The following is a 16,009-nucleotide window of genomic DNA, read 5'->3' as shown; positions in this document are numbered from 1 at the left end:
CTAACATGTCAGAAATTAGCCGTGCCGTGCTTTTCGGCAAACTGGATACGCTGTTATTTACCTCTCTGGAAAGCGCGACTGCCTTCTGCAAGCTGCGCGGCAACCCCTACGTTGAGCTGGTGCACTGGCTGCATCAGCTGATGCAGCAGCAGGATGGCGATCTGCAGCAGGTCATCCGCCATTTTGCCCTTGATGAACAGCAGCTGGCGCGCGATATCGTGGCGGCGCTGGACGCTCTGCCGCGCGGCGCAAGTTCCGTTTCCGATCTCTCTGAACATATTGACAGCGCCGTGGAGCGCGCCTGGGTCTTCGGCTCGCTGAAGTTCGGCGTCAGCCGCATTCGCGGCGGCCATTTGCTGATCGGCATCCTCAAAACCTGGAATCTGGCCAACGTGCTGAAAAGCATTTCGGCGCAGTTCACTCGCCTTAACGTTGAGGTGCTGATTGAGCAGTTCGACGCCATCTGCGCCAACAGCAAAGAGACGCAGCAGGCCGCTGCCGCCGTCGACGCGCCCGCGGGTGCGGTCCCGGCGGCTCAGGGTACGCTGGCCCAGTACGGCCAGGACCTGACCGCCCGCGCACGCGACGGGAAGATTGACCCGGTTGTCGGGCGCGACGAGGAGATCCGCCAGATGGTCGATATCCTGATGCGTCGCCGCCAGAACAACCCGCTGCTGACCGGGGAAGCCGGGGTTGGGAAAACGGCGGTGGTGGAAGGGCTGGCGTTGCGTATCGCCGACGGCGACGTCCCGGAGCCGCTGCAAAATATTCAGCTGTGGCTGCTGGATATCGGCATGTTGCAGGCCGGCGCGGGCATGAAAGGCGAGTTTGAAGCCCGTCTGCAGGCGCTCATTAACGAAGTCCAGTCCAGCGCCACGCCGATCATTCTGTTTATCGATGAGATCCACACCCTGATTGGCGCAGGCGGCCAGCAGGGTACCGGCGATGCGGCGAACCTGCTGAAGCCAGCCCTGGCGCGCGGTCAGCTGCGCACCATCGGCGCCACCACCTGGGCGGAATACAAAAAGTACATCGAGAAAGACCCGGCGCTGACCCGTCGTTTCCAGACGGTTCAGGTTCACGAGCCGGACGAAGCGAAAGCCATTCTGATGCTGCGCAGCACCGTGTCGCCGCTGGAGACGCACCACCAGGTCCTGCTGCTCGACGAGGCGGTCAGCGCGGCGGTGAAGCTGTCCCACCGCTACATCCCGGCGCGTCAGTTACCGGATAAAGCCGTTGCGCTGCTCGACACCGCCTGCGCCCGCGTCGCGGTCAGCCAGAGCGCGCCGCCTGCGCAGCTGGAAGACTGCCTGCGCCACCTTGCTGCGCTTGACGTGGAAATTGAGATCGCAGAACGCGAAGCGCGCGTGGGGGCCGGTGAGGCCGAGCGCGTCACGGCGTTACGCGCAGAACGCGACGCGTACGAAACAAAACGCGAAGCCCTGGCCCAGCGCTGGGAAGAAGAGCGCAGCCTGGTGCAGGAGATTATTCGCCTGCGCGCCGCGCTGTTCGCAGCGGGTGAGGAAGACACCGCTGAGCTGCACAGCCAGCTGGCGGAGCAGCAGCAGGCGCTGAACACCTTACAGGGAGACGAGCCACTGCTGTTTGCGGCGGTAGATGAAAACGTGGTCGCCGCGGTGGTCTCTGACTGGACCGGGATCCCGCTGGGCCGGATGGTGAAAAACGAGATCGACGCGGTACTCAACCTTGCCGACACGCTGAACCAGCGCGTTATCGGCCAGCGTCACGGGCTGGATCTCATTGCCCGCCGCGTGAAAACCTCGCGGGCGAAACTGGACGATCCGAACAAACCGGTGGGCGTATTTATGCTGTGCGGCCCGTCCGGCGTCGGGAAAACCGAAACCGCGCTGGCGCTGGCGGAATCCCTGTACGGCGGCGAGCAGAACGTTATCACCATCAACATGAGCGAGTTCCAGGAAGCGCACACCGTTTCCACCTTAAAAGGTGCGCCTCCGGGGTACGTAGGGTATGGTGAAGGCGGCGTGTTAACCGAGGCCGTGCGCCGCCGCCCTTACAGCGTGGTGCTGCTGGATGAAATTGAAAAAGCGCACCCGGACGTCCATGAGATTTTCTTCCAGGTCTTCGACAAAGGCTGGATGGAAGACGGCGAGGGGCGCCACATTGATTTCCGCAACACCATCATTATTCTGACGTCCAACGTGGGCACCGAGCTGATTAGCGCCATGTGCGCCGATCCGGAGCTGATGCCTGAGCCGGACGCCTTGAGCGGCGCGCTGCGCCAGCCGCTGCTGGAGGTATTTCCGCCGGCGCTGCTGGGCCGTCTGCTGGTGGTGCCCTACTACCCGCTCAGTGACGAGATGCTCGGGCAGATTGTTCGCCTGCAGCTCAAGCGCATTCAGCGTCGTCTGGAAGAGAATCACAGCATTATTTCTGAGTTTGACGACAGCGTGGTGGAACAGATTGTTCAGCGCTGCACCGAGGTGGAGTCCGGCGGCCGCATGGTGGATGCTATCCTGACTAACACCTTGCTGCCTCAGATGAGCCAGATCTTACTTACCGCCAGCCGCAGCGACGAGCAGTACCGACGTCTGCACGTCACCTGCGAGCAGGGCGAGTTTCACTGTCAGTTTGCCGCGTAATAATCATCAAGAGAACTGTAAAAGATGACGGATAATGATAACAATCGGACTGTCCCAAACGCGCTCCCGGTCGGGTACCGCTTCAACGAGTTTGAAATCAAAGAGGTGATCGGCGGCGGCGGTTTTGGCATTGTCTATCGCGCGTGGGATCACCAGCTCGAACGCACTATCGCTATCAAAGAATTTATGCCTGCCTCGCTCGCCGTGCGCGGCGACGACATGACCCTGGTGCTGCGCAGCGAACGCTTTGGCAAAGCGTTTTCCGCGGGACTGAACAGCTTCATTCAGGAAGCGCGTCTGCTGGCGCGTTTTAACCACCCGAACCTGCTGCACGTCCTGCGTTTCTGGGTGCAAAACGACACGGCCTACATGGGGACGCTGTTTTACAGCGGCACCACGCTTTCGCGCCTGCGCGAAGAAAAACCGGAGCTGATCAACGAGGCCTGGATCCGCCGCACGCTGCCGATGCTGTTCGGCGCGATCAAGACCATCCACGACGAAGGCTATCTGCACCGCGACATCTCGCTGGATAACATTCAGATCCAGGATAACGGCCTGCCGGTGCTGCTCGATTTCGGCTCCGCGCGCCGCACCATCGGTAACCTTTCCGACGAAACGGAAACCATGCTGCGCCCCGGCTTTGCGCCGATTGAGCAATACACCGACGACAACGAAAGCGAGCAGGGCCCGTGGACGGATATTTACGCCCTCGGCGCGGTGCTGCGTACCCTGATTGTGGGTTCTCCGCCGCCGGTCAGCGTGGTGCGCTCTATTCAGGATACCTGCAAACCGCTGGTGGAAATCATGCCGCAGGGCTACTCCATCCCGCTGCTGCAGGCCATCGACCGCGCGCTGGCGCTGCACATGGAGGACCGTCCGCAGTCTATCGACGAATTCGCGGCGCTGATTGAGATGCCGGTCGCCGGGATCAACGACGTGCTCACCGCCAAAAAGACCGGCACCATGCTGGTTCCGGTTGAGGAAGAGAAGCCAGCTTCGGTGCTTGACTGGCGTCGCTATAAGATCCCGGGCATGGTTGCCGCGGGCGTGCTGGCGGGCGTTGTCGCCGGGGCGATGCTGTTCAGCGGTGGGAATGATGCGCCTGAGCAGGCTGCCCAGGCTCCGTCAGAGACGCGTCCGACAGAAACTGCCGCGAACGCGCCAGAGGTGAAGCCAGAAACGGCGACGGTGAGCGAGCCAGCGACGGCGCAACAGACGCCACCACCTGCCGACGCCAGCCCGGTCGCGCTGGTTTATATCCGTATCCAGGACGGTGAAACGCTGAAAGTGAACGGCGAACCAAAAGCGCTGCGTCCGGCGGCGAACGGCTATGCCTCGCTCAAGCTGCCAGCCGGTGAGTCGAAGATTGAACTGCAGGGCAACGGGAGAACGCGCAGCCAGACGCTGGATATCAGCAAGCCGGGCACCTGGCTGGTGAATCCGTAGAAATATAAACAGGAGAAACTATGGAAGTGTACGATCTTCGAAGCCAAAGGCTTCATCCAAAGGAATTCGAAAAGATTGTCTCTCCTGTTTATGCACGGAGCGACGTAGGGCGTGAATTTGTTGTGGTGCGCGGTGCTTTAAATCCATTTCACAGCATTGATGGTTTAACGTTGCGACGTCGCTTCGAATTTAATCCTAATGCCGTGTTTGATCCTCTCTACGCACAAAATCTTAGTAAAATTGAACGGTTAATTGACTCAGGAGAAGTCGTTTTAACAGACCACCGTCAACGGACAAAAGCCATATATCCCTTTTTCATCTCTGAGTCAGGAGAGTTGTTTTGTGTAGATGAGAAGATGTACAGCTCAGCTTTCGTGAGTTACATCCTCGAACGTTACCGAAACAATGTCGCTCTATTTGGAAAACCAGCCCCAACGCGTGATGCTTTTATTCCCTTGACTGCTCACTATGGGCCAGGTTACTGGAAAACTGTGGAAGATGATTATCATGGCACAAAAAATGTTGTGATCATGGCGATTAATCGTCTGACGAGCATGGGGGATGAGGGAAGAGTATTTGGATCGGACGGTAAAGATTACATGAATACGTCGCGCGACAAAATCCAGCGCTGGACAGCACTACCCGCAGACCTGGACGGAGTATCACGCGCGTTGATATCTGAAAAATCTGTAATTAGACGATTCGGAGAACAACGATCCATTTATCAGAAATACCTTGAGAGCGATGATGCCTGGGCAGTAAGTGGTAAATCATGGCAATGGATACCTGGAGTCAGAGAAGAGGATTATGAATTTAAAAAATAAATTATGGTATTTCTGGGGATGCATGGATGTACTGGCTCTTTTGCTTTACTCGATAAATTCACTTCGCCAGAACAGGATCCCCTTCATTTCAGATATAATCGCGTTCACAGGGAACTCAGATGTCATTTCAGGAGGCGGTTACAGCTTTATCGTAACCCTCTTTTTTATATTTGATTTGCTTTTGTTGCTTTCTCTTTTTGCTTCGGCCTGGCTGTTTTTTAAGAGAAAAAATGTTGCGATTAAGTTTGCCCTTATTCAGGAAGTCTTTCGTCTCATTTCATTCAGATGTTCGGTTTCTCTTTTCCCACTTCTGATAAGTGTGTTTGGTATTTCAAATGTGTGGGTGAATTTAGGGTTGTTTGTTATCTCGGAGTTTCTGAAGATATATTCTCTCATTTACGTAATGGGCAAAAGAGAAAAAACTCATTCACTTTGATATATAAATGACGCTCATGCATAGATGCGAACCTCTTTTCTGAATCGCATAAGCAATATGGAATAAAGATTATGCTCAACCGAATTACCGTTCAGCTCCCGGTGGAGGGGCTGCTGTTCTGGAAACTGACGGGCCGCGAGGCGATGTCCGAATCGTTCGCGCTGGCGCTGACCGTGCTAGGCACGGACGCACGCATCGACCGCAGTAAGCTGCTGGGCCAGCCGGTCACGGTGACCATCCCGACGCAGAACCTGCTGACCTCCCGCTATATTAACGGCAAGATTACCCGCGTGGCGGTCAGCGCCGTTGAGCTGACGGGCACCCGCTATGCGGTGTACCAGCTGACGGTGGAGCCGGACCTGTGGCCAATGAAGCGCGACCGTAACCTGCGTATTTTCCAGGGGCAGACGGTGCCGCAGATTGTGAAAACCCTGCTGGGTGAGCATCAGGTCAACGTTGAGGATAAACTCACCGGCAGCTACCGGGTGTGGGACTACTGCGTGCAGTATCAGGAGTCGAGCCTGGACTTCATCAGCCGCCTGATGGAGCTGGAGGGGATTGCCTATCACTTCCGCCATGAGGCGGACAAGCACACGCTGGTGCTTACCGACGCCGCCACGCAGCATCAGCCGTTCAGCGGCTACGAGGTTATTCCTTACCACCAGACGCCGTCCGGCGGCAGTACGGACGAAGAGGGCATCAGCCAGTGGGCGCTGGAGGACAGCGTGACGCCGGGGATTTACAGCCTCGACGACTATGACTTCCGCAAGCCGAACGCGTGGCTGTTCCAGGCCCAGCAGAACCCGGCGTCGCCGAAGCCGGGCAGCATCGACGTGTACGACTGGCCGGGTCGCTTTGTCGACAAAGGGCACGGGGAGTTCTATGCCCGTATTCGTCAGGAGCGCTGGCAGGTTGAGCATCAGCAGATTCAGGCCACCGCCACGGCGGCGGGGATAGCGCCGGGGCACACCTTCACGTTAACCAACGCGCCGTTCTTCAGCGACAACGGGGAGTATCTGGTGACGGCGGCGGGCTACCACTTTGAAGAGAACCGCTATGCCAGCGGCGAGGGGGAGACCATTCACCGCACCGATTTCACAGTCATTCCGTCGGCGGTGGTGTACCGCCCGGCGCAGTCCACGGCGTGGCCGCGCACCTACGGCCCGCAGACGGCGAAAGTGGTCGGGCCGAAGGGCGAGAGTATCTGGACGGACAAATACGGTCGCGTGAAGGTGAAGTTCCACTGGGACCGTCTGGCGAAAGGCGATGACACCAGCTCCTGCTGGGTGCGCGTGTCGAGCGCGTGGGCAGGCCAGGGCTACGGCGGGGTGCAGATCCCGCGCGTCGGCGACGAGGTGGTGGTGGACTTTATCAACGGCGACCCGGACCGTCCGATTATTACCGGGCGCGTGTATAACGACGCGAGCATGCCGCCGTGGGCGCTGCCGGCGGCGGCGACGCAGATGGGCTTTATGAGCCGCTCTAAGGGTGGCTCCGTGGACAACGCCAACGCCCTGCGCTTTGAGGATAAAGCGGGCGCAGAGCAGGTGTGGATCCAGGCCGAGCGCAACATGGACACAAGCGTTAAAAATGATGAAACGCACAGCGTCGGCGGGGCGCGCAGCCATTATGTGAAGAAAAATGAGCTGCATCGTGTGGAAGCGAACCAGACTCAGGCGGTGAAAGGCGGAACCGAGATCCTGACGGGGAAAGGCAAACTGGATGCGGCGGTCGAGCAGTATGTTATTGCTTCCGGGACGAAGCTGCGGCTGGTCTCGGGTGAGAGCGCTATTGAGCTGAACGCTAACGGCAAGATTAACCTGATCGGCAAAGAGTTTAACTTCTTCGTGGAAGGGGATGGTTATATCACCACGGGCGGTAAGCTGCATCTGAATACCTCGGGAACCAAGCCGGGCACAACGGCACCGGGATCGGGGCATAAAGGGGATATTGATGCGGCGGTGCAGGCGAAGTTTTCGCCGCAAGAGAGCGCCAGTCGTCCTGCCCCCGCTGCGGCTCCAGCAGCAGGCCAATCGAAACCTGCCCCAGCTTCGGCGTCAACAACAGCCCCGCCTTTGAAAGGGAATTATGTTTATAAAAATAATCCGAATAGCTCAGACGTTATGCCTTTCAATGATGATGTTGTTAAACAAATCAACAAGTCACCGACCCTTCAAACTCAGCTAAAAGATTTGAAAGACAAGGGATGGGCGATTCAACCAGGAGCGGCTGGTGGGGGAAGTTATGCTGAGGCGGATAATAAATTGATCGTTATGGATCCTGAACACATGGAAGACACGGCCACGACGGTACAAACTTTAGCTCATGAAGCAGGACATGCCACATATCCTGTTGCTGCAGATTATTCGAGTAAAGAAAACTTCATTAACAGCCAGCTAATGGATGAAGGTGGTGCAACCTTGAATAATATCAAAATACAGCGTGAAATTCTGGGGAATGGCGGTATTGATATTGATATAGCAGGAAGCCCGGAAAATCTCAAAGCTTACAATGCAGCCTATGATAAAATGGTAAGTGGAGAGCTGTCGCGGGTTGACGCTGCAAAAGCTATAGGTAAAGTCTACGGTAAAGGCGAAATAGCTTCGGGTACTGATCTCAATTACAGCGATTATTACGGGGGTTTCTATGGTAAGTAGAATGACAAAAAATACCATCCTCTTTTTGCTCCCACTATTTTCAACTTTTTCTTACGCAGGACAAACAAACATGAACCAAGATTCTTTATGGCATATTGTTAAAGAACTCAAAACAGTCTGGGGAAAACAGACCGAGGATGTCAGTAAACTTTTCCATCAACCACTGGTCCAAAAAAATCCAGAAGTGAAAGACCGTTATACGTCAGTTCCATTCACATTATCTGATGGAACGCGTATCAGTGATTTAGATGTTCGTTTATGGGGAAACGGAGATAATAGCGTTTCACTTGTCTCGTTTGTAATCGAACAGCCTTGCATTACGCTCGAACAAGTCAAAACTCATTTCCCTGATGTGAAAATTTCTAACATTCCTCGTGGGAATACCGCAGGACAATCTGTTGGATACCGAACCGTTACTGATGAGAGAGGACTTGCATGGGCATTTAGTTTTCCGGTGATGAACCAGGAATGCCTAAATAGAGTCGTTATGTCGCGTTACGATCGTTAATAAGTGTTGTGTTTTCATGCCGGCACGGGTATTTCGTTGCCGGTTTGCTGCATCCGTGAAAAGCGTAATTTACATCAAGTCAGTGACGTTTAACGTGAAAAAACACACGCCCATATTTCTTAGTTTTTCCCTGATGTTAAGTTGTCTGAGTAGCAATGTGGTTTTGGCAGAGGCTATGCCGCCCGTTCTGACAAAACAGGATTTTTCCGTGAAGGTCAAAGACCAGTCCATCGTCCTGGGCGACAGATGGACTCCTGATATTGCCTGTAAAATTGAAATGCCAGTGGAAGGCAGTTTTACCGGTGAGGTTCCTTTTGACGGAATGAACTATAAATTCTTCCAGCATCAAAGGGCTGGGTTAGAAATATTCAGCTCCAATCTCTGGTGGGAAAAAGCGGAAAGAAGCGTTGATGATTATATCGTGTCTCAAATTACGCTGACTGACGAAGGCTTCGCAACGCCGCGTGGTATCCATGTGGGTTCAACGAGAGAGGAACTGAACAGCGCATACGGTACCGGTCAGGTCGACAATGATTCGGGGGAACAGTGGATTACCTACGAGTTGGGTAAAAAAGCGCTCTCGTTTGAGATGAAAGACGGCAACGTTTTGAAAATAACCATGAATTACAATAATGGCTCTTCCGAGTAATTTATGACCAAGAAATATTTGGCAGTCGTCTTGTTCACCGCTTTATTGGCAGGCGTCGTTGAAACGTCATCGGCGCTTGAATTATCGCAATACAATAAGCTCAATACGGTTAGTCGCATCGTTAATGATAGCGAAGTGACAGACAATCTCAGGAAGACGCTGGGAAATCATTACCAGACCTTTATTGATAACTTTGATGTCTTCGGGGAACCGTATACCACCCCAGGTGGCGGATTGTTTGTTGAAGGCTGGCTAAAGGATCTCTATCAGGAGAACGCGTCCGCGCTGGTCATCAATCCTGACGGCAAAATCTTTGCGGCCTGGGTGATTTCGGAGTCGGACGTTATTCATTACCAGTCTTCTAATAATAGCCCGGTTATTCATGCCGATATTCTGCAGTGGGCCGCCAGATTCAATGCGAAGCATTTTGCAACGAACAGCCAATCAGGCCTCGCGTTTGACGGAGCTTGGGTCGGCCATTTCGAGAGCGAATGTGACCAAATGTATTATCTCGGCGCGCGCAAAAGCGATAACAGTTCAATCTCCTTAATGGGAAAAACGTTGCGAGACTCCGCAGGTAAAATAATCGGCTCAATGTACAAAAATGGCGAGATCGCTTACACCATGACGTACGCACCCGTGAAATTGGTTGTCAGCAAAGGCAACTATGTTTTAGTTGAACAGTCAGGCCAGTGGCTTAAATAACTATACAGCCAGCCAAAGGGCCGGCATGGATTGGCCTCTTTTTTTCTCCTCATATTAATCATCCCGAGTTCACTTATGAAATACACCCTCCAGGAAGGTTCGTTTTCCCTATTTCCTGCTGCCTGGCAGGATAACAGCATGAACATTATTCGCGATGACGAAAGCGGGCTGTCCGTGGTGGTCAGCCGCGGCGTTATCCCGGACGGCAACGACTACGAACAAGAGTTTCATCGCCAGTGGGACGTGCTGCGTCCTCAGATGGGTGAGATAGCCCAGAGCGAATTCCGGAACGTAAAAGCCGGTCCTGATGGAAAAATCAGCGGACTGGAAGTCGAGACCACCTTTGACCGTAACGGACAGCGCCTGTGGCAAAAACAGCTTGCCGTTCAGACGCCGGGCAAACCGGTATTGATGATTTTTACCCTCTCGGCATTAAGAACATTCACCGAAGAGGACGAGGTGCGCTGGAGCGCGCTTAAGCAGAGTCTGACGCTAAACGACAACCGGAATGTGTAAGGCATGAGCGATAACAACGCGGCTCGTAAGGGCGACGAGATTATTCACTCCAGCATTTTTGCTGACATCACCAGCATTGTGGCGGAAGGTGCCGCCTATGCGGTGATTGGCGCGGCGGTAGGGCTGGCGGCAACGGCTGCCGCGCCTCTACTCGGTGCGGGTGCTGCCGCCGCAGGCGTGGCGGCAATTGGATCCAGCTGTTTGTTAAGCGGGATTATCGGTGGCGTGCTGGCGAACGTGGCGGGTATTACCGACGATATCAGCAACGCCGCGGAAGGATTAGGCAATGCGCTTTTCCCGCCATCGCCTGCGGGTAAAATCACCACCGGTTCAAATAACGTGCTGACCAACGCAATCCCCGCCGCACGCGCGGCAGGAACGCTCACGCCCGCCGATACCCCTTCCCCTGAGCCGCAGGCGCCGGGCAGCTTTGCCGATTACGCGGGCATGCTGCTTTCCGCCGCCGGACAGTTTGGTAGCGAAATGTGGCAGCCGAGCGTGGCCTCTGCCGCCGCGGGAACCTCGCCGCTGGAAGAAGATAAGGTGGCGTGTGAAAAACACTCCGGGCCGCAGTACCTGGCGGAAGGCTCTAAAAGCGTCTTTATCAACGGGCAGCCCGCGGTGCGTGCGAAAGATCGCACCACCTGCGAAGGCACCGTTTCTGACGATGTCTCCCCGAACGTGATCATCGGTGGGGACACGCTCACGGTCCGCGATATTAAAAGCGGTAAAACGCCGGGCCTGGCGCTGGGGATGATTGCGCTCTCCCTGCTGCGCGGGCGCCCGGGCAAGATCCTCAAAAACATGCCCTGCGCGCTGGCAGCGGCTGGCGGTGGGATGCTGGCCGATATGGCGGTGAATGCCGTATTTGGCTCCTCTCACCCGGTTCACGCCGCCACCGGCGTGAAGGTGCTGAATGACGACGACGAACTCGATTTCTCGCTGCCTGGGCGCTTCCCGCTTCGCTGGCAGCGCAGCTACAACAGCCTGACCACTCGCGAAGGGCTGTTCGGTCTGGGCTGGGCAACCACCTTTGACAGCTATCTGGCGCTGGAAGAAGACAACGCCACCTGGTTCGACGAAACCGGGCGCGAGCTGAGCTTCGAACTGCCGCCTGTCGACCGCGCGTTTTACAGCATCAGCGAAGGCATCATTATCCGCCGCAATGAGAGTGGCGACGTGGCGATTGCCGACGATGACGGCGCGGTGTGGCGTCTGTATAAACCAACCCGGGTGAATCCCTCCATCCTGCGTCTGGCCTCCCTCAGCGATGAATACGGCAACGCGCTGCTGACGGCGTGGGACGAGCACGGCAGGCTGATCGGTCTTCACGACGAGCCGCGGGCTATCGACGTCACCCTGCGCTATGAGGATGAACGTTTCCCGCAGCGGGTTACCGCAGCCAGCCATTTCGACGGCAACCAGACCTGGCCGCTGATGCAATGGGGCTACGACGCGCGCGGCCAGCTGGCGAGCGCGACGGATGCCTCCGGCGTGGTAACGCGTGAATACCGCTATAACGACCACGGCCTGATGGTCTGGCACCGGATGCCGGGCGGTCTGGAGAGCGAATACCGCTGGAAAAAATTCGATCACTGGCGCGTGGTGGAAAACCGCACCAGCACCGGTGACGGCTGCCGCTTTAGCTATGATTTAGCAGCCGGGCTGACGACCGTCGAACACTACGACGGTCAGACGCGCCGCCACTACTGGAACGCGCAAAATCTGATTGTCCGCTACGTTGACGAGCGTGGTGAAAACTGGCGCTACGAGTGGGATGAGAACGAACTTCTGACGCGTCGCATCGATCCGCTCGGAAATGCCGTCACCTTCGTCTACGACGAAATGGGCAACCGGGTTCAGGAGAACGACGCCGACGGTAACACCCGCACCACCACCTGGCTGGAACACCGCGCGCTTCCTGCGGCCATTATTGAAGCCGACGGCAGCGCCACCCGGTTCTGGTACGACGAACACCATGGGCTGAAGCGCGTGGTGGATCCGATGGGGCAGACGACGTCGCTGCGGCGGGACGAGTTTGGCCAGGTTGTAGAAGAGGTCGATGCCGCAGGCAACAGCCGCTATCAGGAGTACAACGAGGCCGGGCAGATCGTACGTTCGACGGACTGTTCCGGGCGTATTACCCGCTATCGCTATCACCCGCTGGGCTGGCTGGTGGCCGAGACTAGCGCCGACGGGGAAGAGACGCGATATCGCTACGACGCCGCAGGGCGTCCGGTGCAGCTCGATCGCCCGGAAGGCTGGACGGAATCGCTCAAATGGAACGAACGTGGCCTGCCGGTGAAGCATGCGGGCGCCGACGGGAAAGAGAGTGAGTTCAGATACGATGAGGCCGGGCGCTTAACCGCCACCCGTAATACCCAGGGCGAAGAGGTCCGTCGCCGCTGGGACAGCCGCGGGCGTCTGATTGCCCTTGAAAACGAAAACGGCGAAGCGTATCAGTTCCACTGGGGCGCGGACTCGCTGCTGCTGGAAGAGGTGGGGCTGGATGGCGTAGCCTCGCAGTATCGCTATGACGCCTGCGGGCGCACAATAGCACGCACGTTTGCCGCCGGTCATCCGGAGGCCATCACCCACGCCTTCGCCTGGAGCGCGAGCGGCCAGCTGGTCGCCCGCACCACGCCGGAAGGGCAGACCCGCTATCACTACACTCCGTCCGGGCTGTTAAGCCGGATTGGGCTGCACCCTGCGCTTGCAGCCGACGCGTGGACCACCGAGGCTGAGCAGGAGCTCGCCTTTGACTATGACGCGCTTGGTCGCGTGACGCGCGAGGCGGGTGAGCACGGCGAGCTGGCGTGGAAGTATGATGCGCTGGGCAACCGTACCTCCGTCACGCTGCCCGATGGTCGCGAGCTGAAGCAGTTCTACTACGGCAGCGGGCATCTGCTCAGCATTGCTCTGGATAAGCTCTCGGTTTCCGATTTTACCCGCGACGAGCTTCACCGCGAGACCAGCCGCACCCAGGGTCTGCTGACCACCCGCAGCGAGTACGATCGTCTTGGACGCCTGCATCGCCGGGACGTTTTTACCGGCAATGCCCAGCGCCCGTCGCCGCGCCGCTGGTCCCGCCGCTGGGATTATGACTACCGCAATAACCTGGTGCGGGAAGAGCGGGACGATAACCCGTTCAGCTGGTACCGCTGGCAGTACGACAGCGCCGGGCGTCTGCTGGTTCAGGACGGTACGCTGCCAGGCCAGGAACAATGGCGCTGGGATGCTGCCGGTAACCCGCTTGAAGGCTCTGCTGAGAAGGTCACGCACAACCGCCTGACGCAGCTGAACGGCATTCGCTGGCGCTATGACATCCACGGCCGTACCGTGGAGAAGGATAACGGCCAGACCCGCTGGCACTACCGCTATGACGGCGAGCATCGCCTGACGGAGGTCATCAGCCAGCCGCGGGACCGCAACAGGCCGCAGACGCAGGTCAGCTTCCGCTACGACCCGCTCGGGCGACGCATCAGCAAAACGCGACGCCAGATGCTGGGCGGACAGCCAGCCGGCAAGCCGGTCACCACCCGGTTTGTCTGGGAAGGATTTCGCCTGCTGCAGGAGGTGCACGGAGATGTGCCGCTCACCTACGTCTACAGCGATCAGGACAGCTATGACCCGCTGGCGCGTATTGACGGCGTTGATGCCCCGGAGATTTTCTGGTTCCACTGCCAGCCGAACGGCACGCCGGAGCGGATGACGGATATCGAAGGGCAGGTGCGCTGGGAAGGGGTGAACAGCGCCTGGGGCAAGCTGCTGCGGGAAAGCGAGACGCAGGTATCAGGATATTCTCAGAACCTGCGTATGCAGGGGCAATACCTGGACCGTGAGACAGGGCTGCACTACAATCTGTTCCGGTATTATGACCCGGACTGCGGAAGGTTTACGCAGCAGGACCCGATAGGGCTGGCGGGGGGGATAAACCTTTACCAGTATGCGCCGAATGCGCTGGGGTGGGTGGATCCGTGGGGGTTGAGTAGGTGTTCTGGAGGTACCCGCTTAACTGTCAATAAACCGAAGATTTTAAGCAGCACAAAGCTGTCATCAACTGAGATAAAATTCCTCGAAAGACAGTTTATGAAAAAAATGAATGCCTTAAACCGAGCGGCTCAAAGAGGAGAGTTAGTTTGGTCTCCTGGCACCCATGAGGTTAGGATTTCATCTTTGCAAAGTTCTTACAGGCAGGCTGTTTCTGCACGCTTTGAAAAAATGTTCGGCTCAGCACCCGATCTAAGTAAGTTAAACGCTGATCATCCTGTTGATTTAATTGTTGGAGGTTCGCCTACACAAAGATTACAAATGCTGAATGAAACTATTAATAAAAGTGTCGGTAGTTCTTTGAAAAATGCAGGCAGAAAGGCGGGGCTTCAGCCCGGAGATGCCATCAGTGAGATAATATTTCAATAGGGGGTAAGATGAATAAATCTATTAATATACAGACGGATACTGCCACATTAGTAATTTATGATTTGATGTCATTAAAGCATAGGATTAATGATGATGCAGATTGGTGGAGTCTTCCAGAAGATGAAGTTGAAGAAATAAATAAAGGGAATGTGTTATTTCTCAATCTTGGAGATGATGGTAACTATAAAGTTGATATTAAAAATGACATTGGTGAATATACCGGATCGTTATTTTTAAACGTACCTACTGGAAAGGTTTTCATAGGGGCGGGAGAGGATGTCACTGGCGGAGATCTGGAGCCAGATGATTCAGATGCTATTTCAGGCGAGTTTATTACTTTAGAACCAGGTAGTTACGAGGTTAAATATAAAAAGCATGGTTCAGATGTGCTAATTTCCTTTACAAAAACAACGTTTACTGAAAATTCATTAGAAGAGGGTGTTTATCTCTGAATGAAAATCCACGCCCTGGCGTGGATTTTTTCATCCAAAAAATGTTAAATAATTAATTAGTTCACCACGTAGCCATTTTTAACACTATTCTTTTTTCCTTCTGCACGCATCTTGCTTGCTTTTTCGCGCGCCTTGCTTACCCTTGTCTTCAGTAAGCTGTCAGTATACTCGCGACGAACAACTCTACCCTGAGAAAAGCCCCCGGTGACGGCTGATCCCCGCAGCGAGTAATACCGCCTTGGGCGACGGCATCGCCGGGACGTCTTAACCTGCAATGTCAGAAATTTATGGGAAGAACCCCGGGGAAAAATAGTAAAACTGGACGTGAAGTAATTGCACGAATGCGAGGAGAAGGACGTATTCGTGGTACGGGCGATAGGATGTAATTTAAAAGCTCAACTGATGGTAAATGGTACCGTATTCAGGATGCGGACATGGCTCATTTAATAGATGCAGTTAAATACTGGAATCAGAAGGGTGGCTACTATGGTCCTAAATCTCGTGAGGTCAGAGCCTTTATGAGAGATTCCAGGAATTATGAGCTTGAATATTATGGCCACAATCGGTCTCAGGGGGCACTGCTACCTGATAGATATAAAGATTCCGCTGATTTTATTGGCCCACAGGAAAAATCCCAATATTTCCAATGAAGGAGCATTGTTCCATGAAAGGCCTTGAAGACCCAAAAATTGAATCCGAAATTAACTCCTTTGTTGAAAAAGGAAACGAGTTTCACGATGAAAAAAATATGCCGAGGCTTTAGAGCAATACCAAAA

The 16,009-nt window shown here is 55.3% G+C and carries 12 protein-coding genes; all 12 read left to right on the top strand.

The window, feature by feature from the left end:
* Nucleotides 1-5 precede the first annotated feature (5 nt).
* The 12 genes from tssH to AC4ICF_RS13375 all read left to right on the top strand — a co-directional run bounded on the left by tssH (nt 6) and on the right by AC4ICF_RS13375 (nt 15,883).
* Nucleotides 6-2,621, top strand: a complete 2,616-nt coding sequence (gene tssH / locus AC4ICF_RS13430; RefSeq protein WP_116339352.1) for a type VI secretion system ATPase TssH — start codon at nt 6-8, stop codon at nt 2,619-2,621.
* A gap of 24 nt (nt 2,622-2,645) precedes the next feature.
* Nucleotides 2,646-4,067 carry a serine/threonine protein kinase gene (locus AC4ICF_RS13425; RefSeq protein WP_316379628.1) on the top strand — a complete coding sequence of 474 codons (1,422 nt, stop codon included), beginning with the start codon at nt 2,646-2,648 and terminating at the stop codon, nt 4,065-4,067.
* Nucleotides 4,068-4,087: 20 nt separating this feature from the next.
* Complete coding sequence (locus AC4ICF_RS13420; RefSeq protein ID WP_045630818.1) at nt 4,088-4,891, top strand: DUF8093 domain-containing protein; 804 nt, start codon at nt 4,088-4,090, stop codon at nt 4,889-4,891.
* Nucleotides 4,875-5,327 carry a hypothetical protein gene (locus tag AC4ICF_RS13415; RefSeq protein ID WP_041909560.1) on the top strand — a complete coding sequence of 151 codons (453 nt, stop codon included), beginning with the start codon at nt 4,875-4,877 and terminating at the stop codon, nt 5,325-5,327. The genes AC4ICF_RS13420 and AC4ICF_RS13415 overlap by 17 nt, the downstream gene beginning before the upstream one ends.
* Nucleotides 5,328-5,398: 71 nt before the next feature.
* Entirely contained in the window at nt 5,399-7,984 is a 2,586-nt protein-coding gene (locus AC4ICF_RS13410) for a type VI secretion system Vgr family protein (protein WP_316379630.1), read from the top strand.
* Between the two features lies 1 nt (nt 7,985).
* Nucleotides 7,986-8,492 carry a hypothetical protein gene (locus AC4ICF_RS13405; RefSeq protein ID WP_226857675.1) on the top strand — a complete coding sequence of 169 codons (507 nt, stop codon included), beginning with the start codon at nt 7,986-7,988 and terminating at the stop codon, nt 8,490-8,492.
* A gap of 94 nt (nt 8,493-8,586) precedes the next feature.
* On the top strand, nt 8,587-9,141 hold the full coding sequence (locus tag AC4ICF_RS13400) for a hypothetical protein (protein ID WP_316379632.1): 555 nt from the start codon (nt 8,587-8,589) through the stop codon (nt 9,139-9,141).
* A 3-nt stretch (nt 9,142-9,144) separates the two neighbouring features.
* Nucleotides 9,145-9,846 (top strand): Ivy family c-type lysozyme inhibitor, encoded by a 702-nt coding sequence (locus AC4ICF_RS13395; protein ID WP_316379633.1) that lies wholly within the window; start codon nt 9,145-9,147, stop codon nt 9,844-9,846.
* Nucleotides 9,847-9,921: 75 nt separating this feature from the next.
* A complete protein-coding gene (locus tag AC4ICF_RS13390) occupies nt 9,922-10,362 on the top strand; it encodes a DcrB-related protein (RefSeq protein WP_163329930.1) in 441 nt (146 codons plus the stop codon).
* 3 nt (nt 10,363-10,365) lie between these two features.
* Nucleotides 10,366-14,781, top strand: a complete 4,416-nt coding sequence (locus AC4ICF_RS13385) for an RHS repeat-associated core domain-containing protein (RefSeq protein ID WP_316379634.1) — start codon at nt 10,366-10,368, stop codon at nt 14,779-14,781.
* Between the two features lie 8 nt (nt 14,782-14,789).
* Nucleotides 14,790-15,233: a DUF6386 family protein gene (locus AC4ICF_RS13380; protein WP_316379635.1), complete on the top strand. Its 444-nt coding sequence runs from the start codon at nt 14,790-14,792 to the stop codon at nt 15,231-15,233.
* A 434-nt stretch (nt 15,234-15,667) separates the two neighbouring features.
* Nucleotides 15,668-15,883 (top strand): hypothetical protein, encoded by a 216-nt coding sequence (locus AC4ICF_RS13375; protein WP_439209866.1) that lies wholly within the window; start codon nt 15,668-15,670, stop codon nt 15,881-15,883.
* Nucleotides 15,884-16,009 lie beyond the last annotated feature (126 nt).

The sequence above is a fragment of the Enterobacter sp. ECC_219_Taxon_10 genome (assembly GCF_058354905.1).
The sequence above is the reverse complement of the archived record's forward strand: the minus strand, read 5'-3'. Positions and strand labels throughout refer to the sequence as shown.

Coding starts and splice junctions, on each gene's coding strand:
- AC4ICF_RS13415 (WP_041909560.1), top strand. CDS start 4,875: ATGAATTTAAAAAATAAATTATGGTATTTCTGGGGATGCATGGATGTA.
- AC4ICF_RS13380 (WP_316379635.1), top strand. CDS start 14,790: ATGAATAAATCTATTAATATACAGACGGATACTGCCACATTAGTAATT.
- AC4ICF_RS13425 (WP_316379628.1), top strand. CDS start 2,646: ATGACGGATAATGATAACAATCGGACTGTCCCAAACGCGCTCCCGGTC.
- AC4ICF_RS13385 (WP_316379634.1), top strand. CDS start 10,366: ATGAGCGATAACAACGCGGCTCGTAAGGGCGACGAGATTATTCACTCC.
- AC4ICF_RS13405 (WP_226857675.1), top strand. CDS start 7,986: ATGACAAAAAATACCATCCTCTTTTTGCTCCCACTATTTTCAACTTTT.
- AC4ICF_RS13420 (WP_045630818.1), top strand. CDS start 4,088: ATGGAAGTGTACGATCTTCGAAGCCAAAGGCTTCATCCAAAGGAATTC.
- AC4ICF_RS13395 (WP_316379633.1), top strand. CDS start 9,145: ATGACCAAGAAATATTTGGCAGTCGTCTTGTTCACCGCTTTATTGGCA.
- AC4ICF_RS13375 (WP_439209866.1), top strand. CDS start 15,668: ATGGCTCATTTAATAGATGCAGTTAAATACTGGAATCAGAAGGGTGGC.
- AC4ICF_RS13410 (WP_316379630.1), top strand. CDS start 5,399: ATGCTCAACCGAATTACCGTTCAGCTCCCGGTGGAGGGGCTGCTGTTC.
- tssH (WP_116339352.1), top strand. CDS start 6: ATGTCAGAAATTAGCCGTGCCGTGCTTTTCGGCAAACTGGATACGCTG.
- AC4ICF_RS13390 (WP_163329930.1), top strand. CDS start 9,922: ATGAAATACACCCTCCAGGAAGGTTCGTTTTCCCTATTTCCTGCTGCC.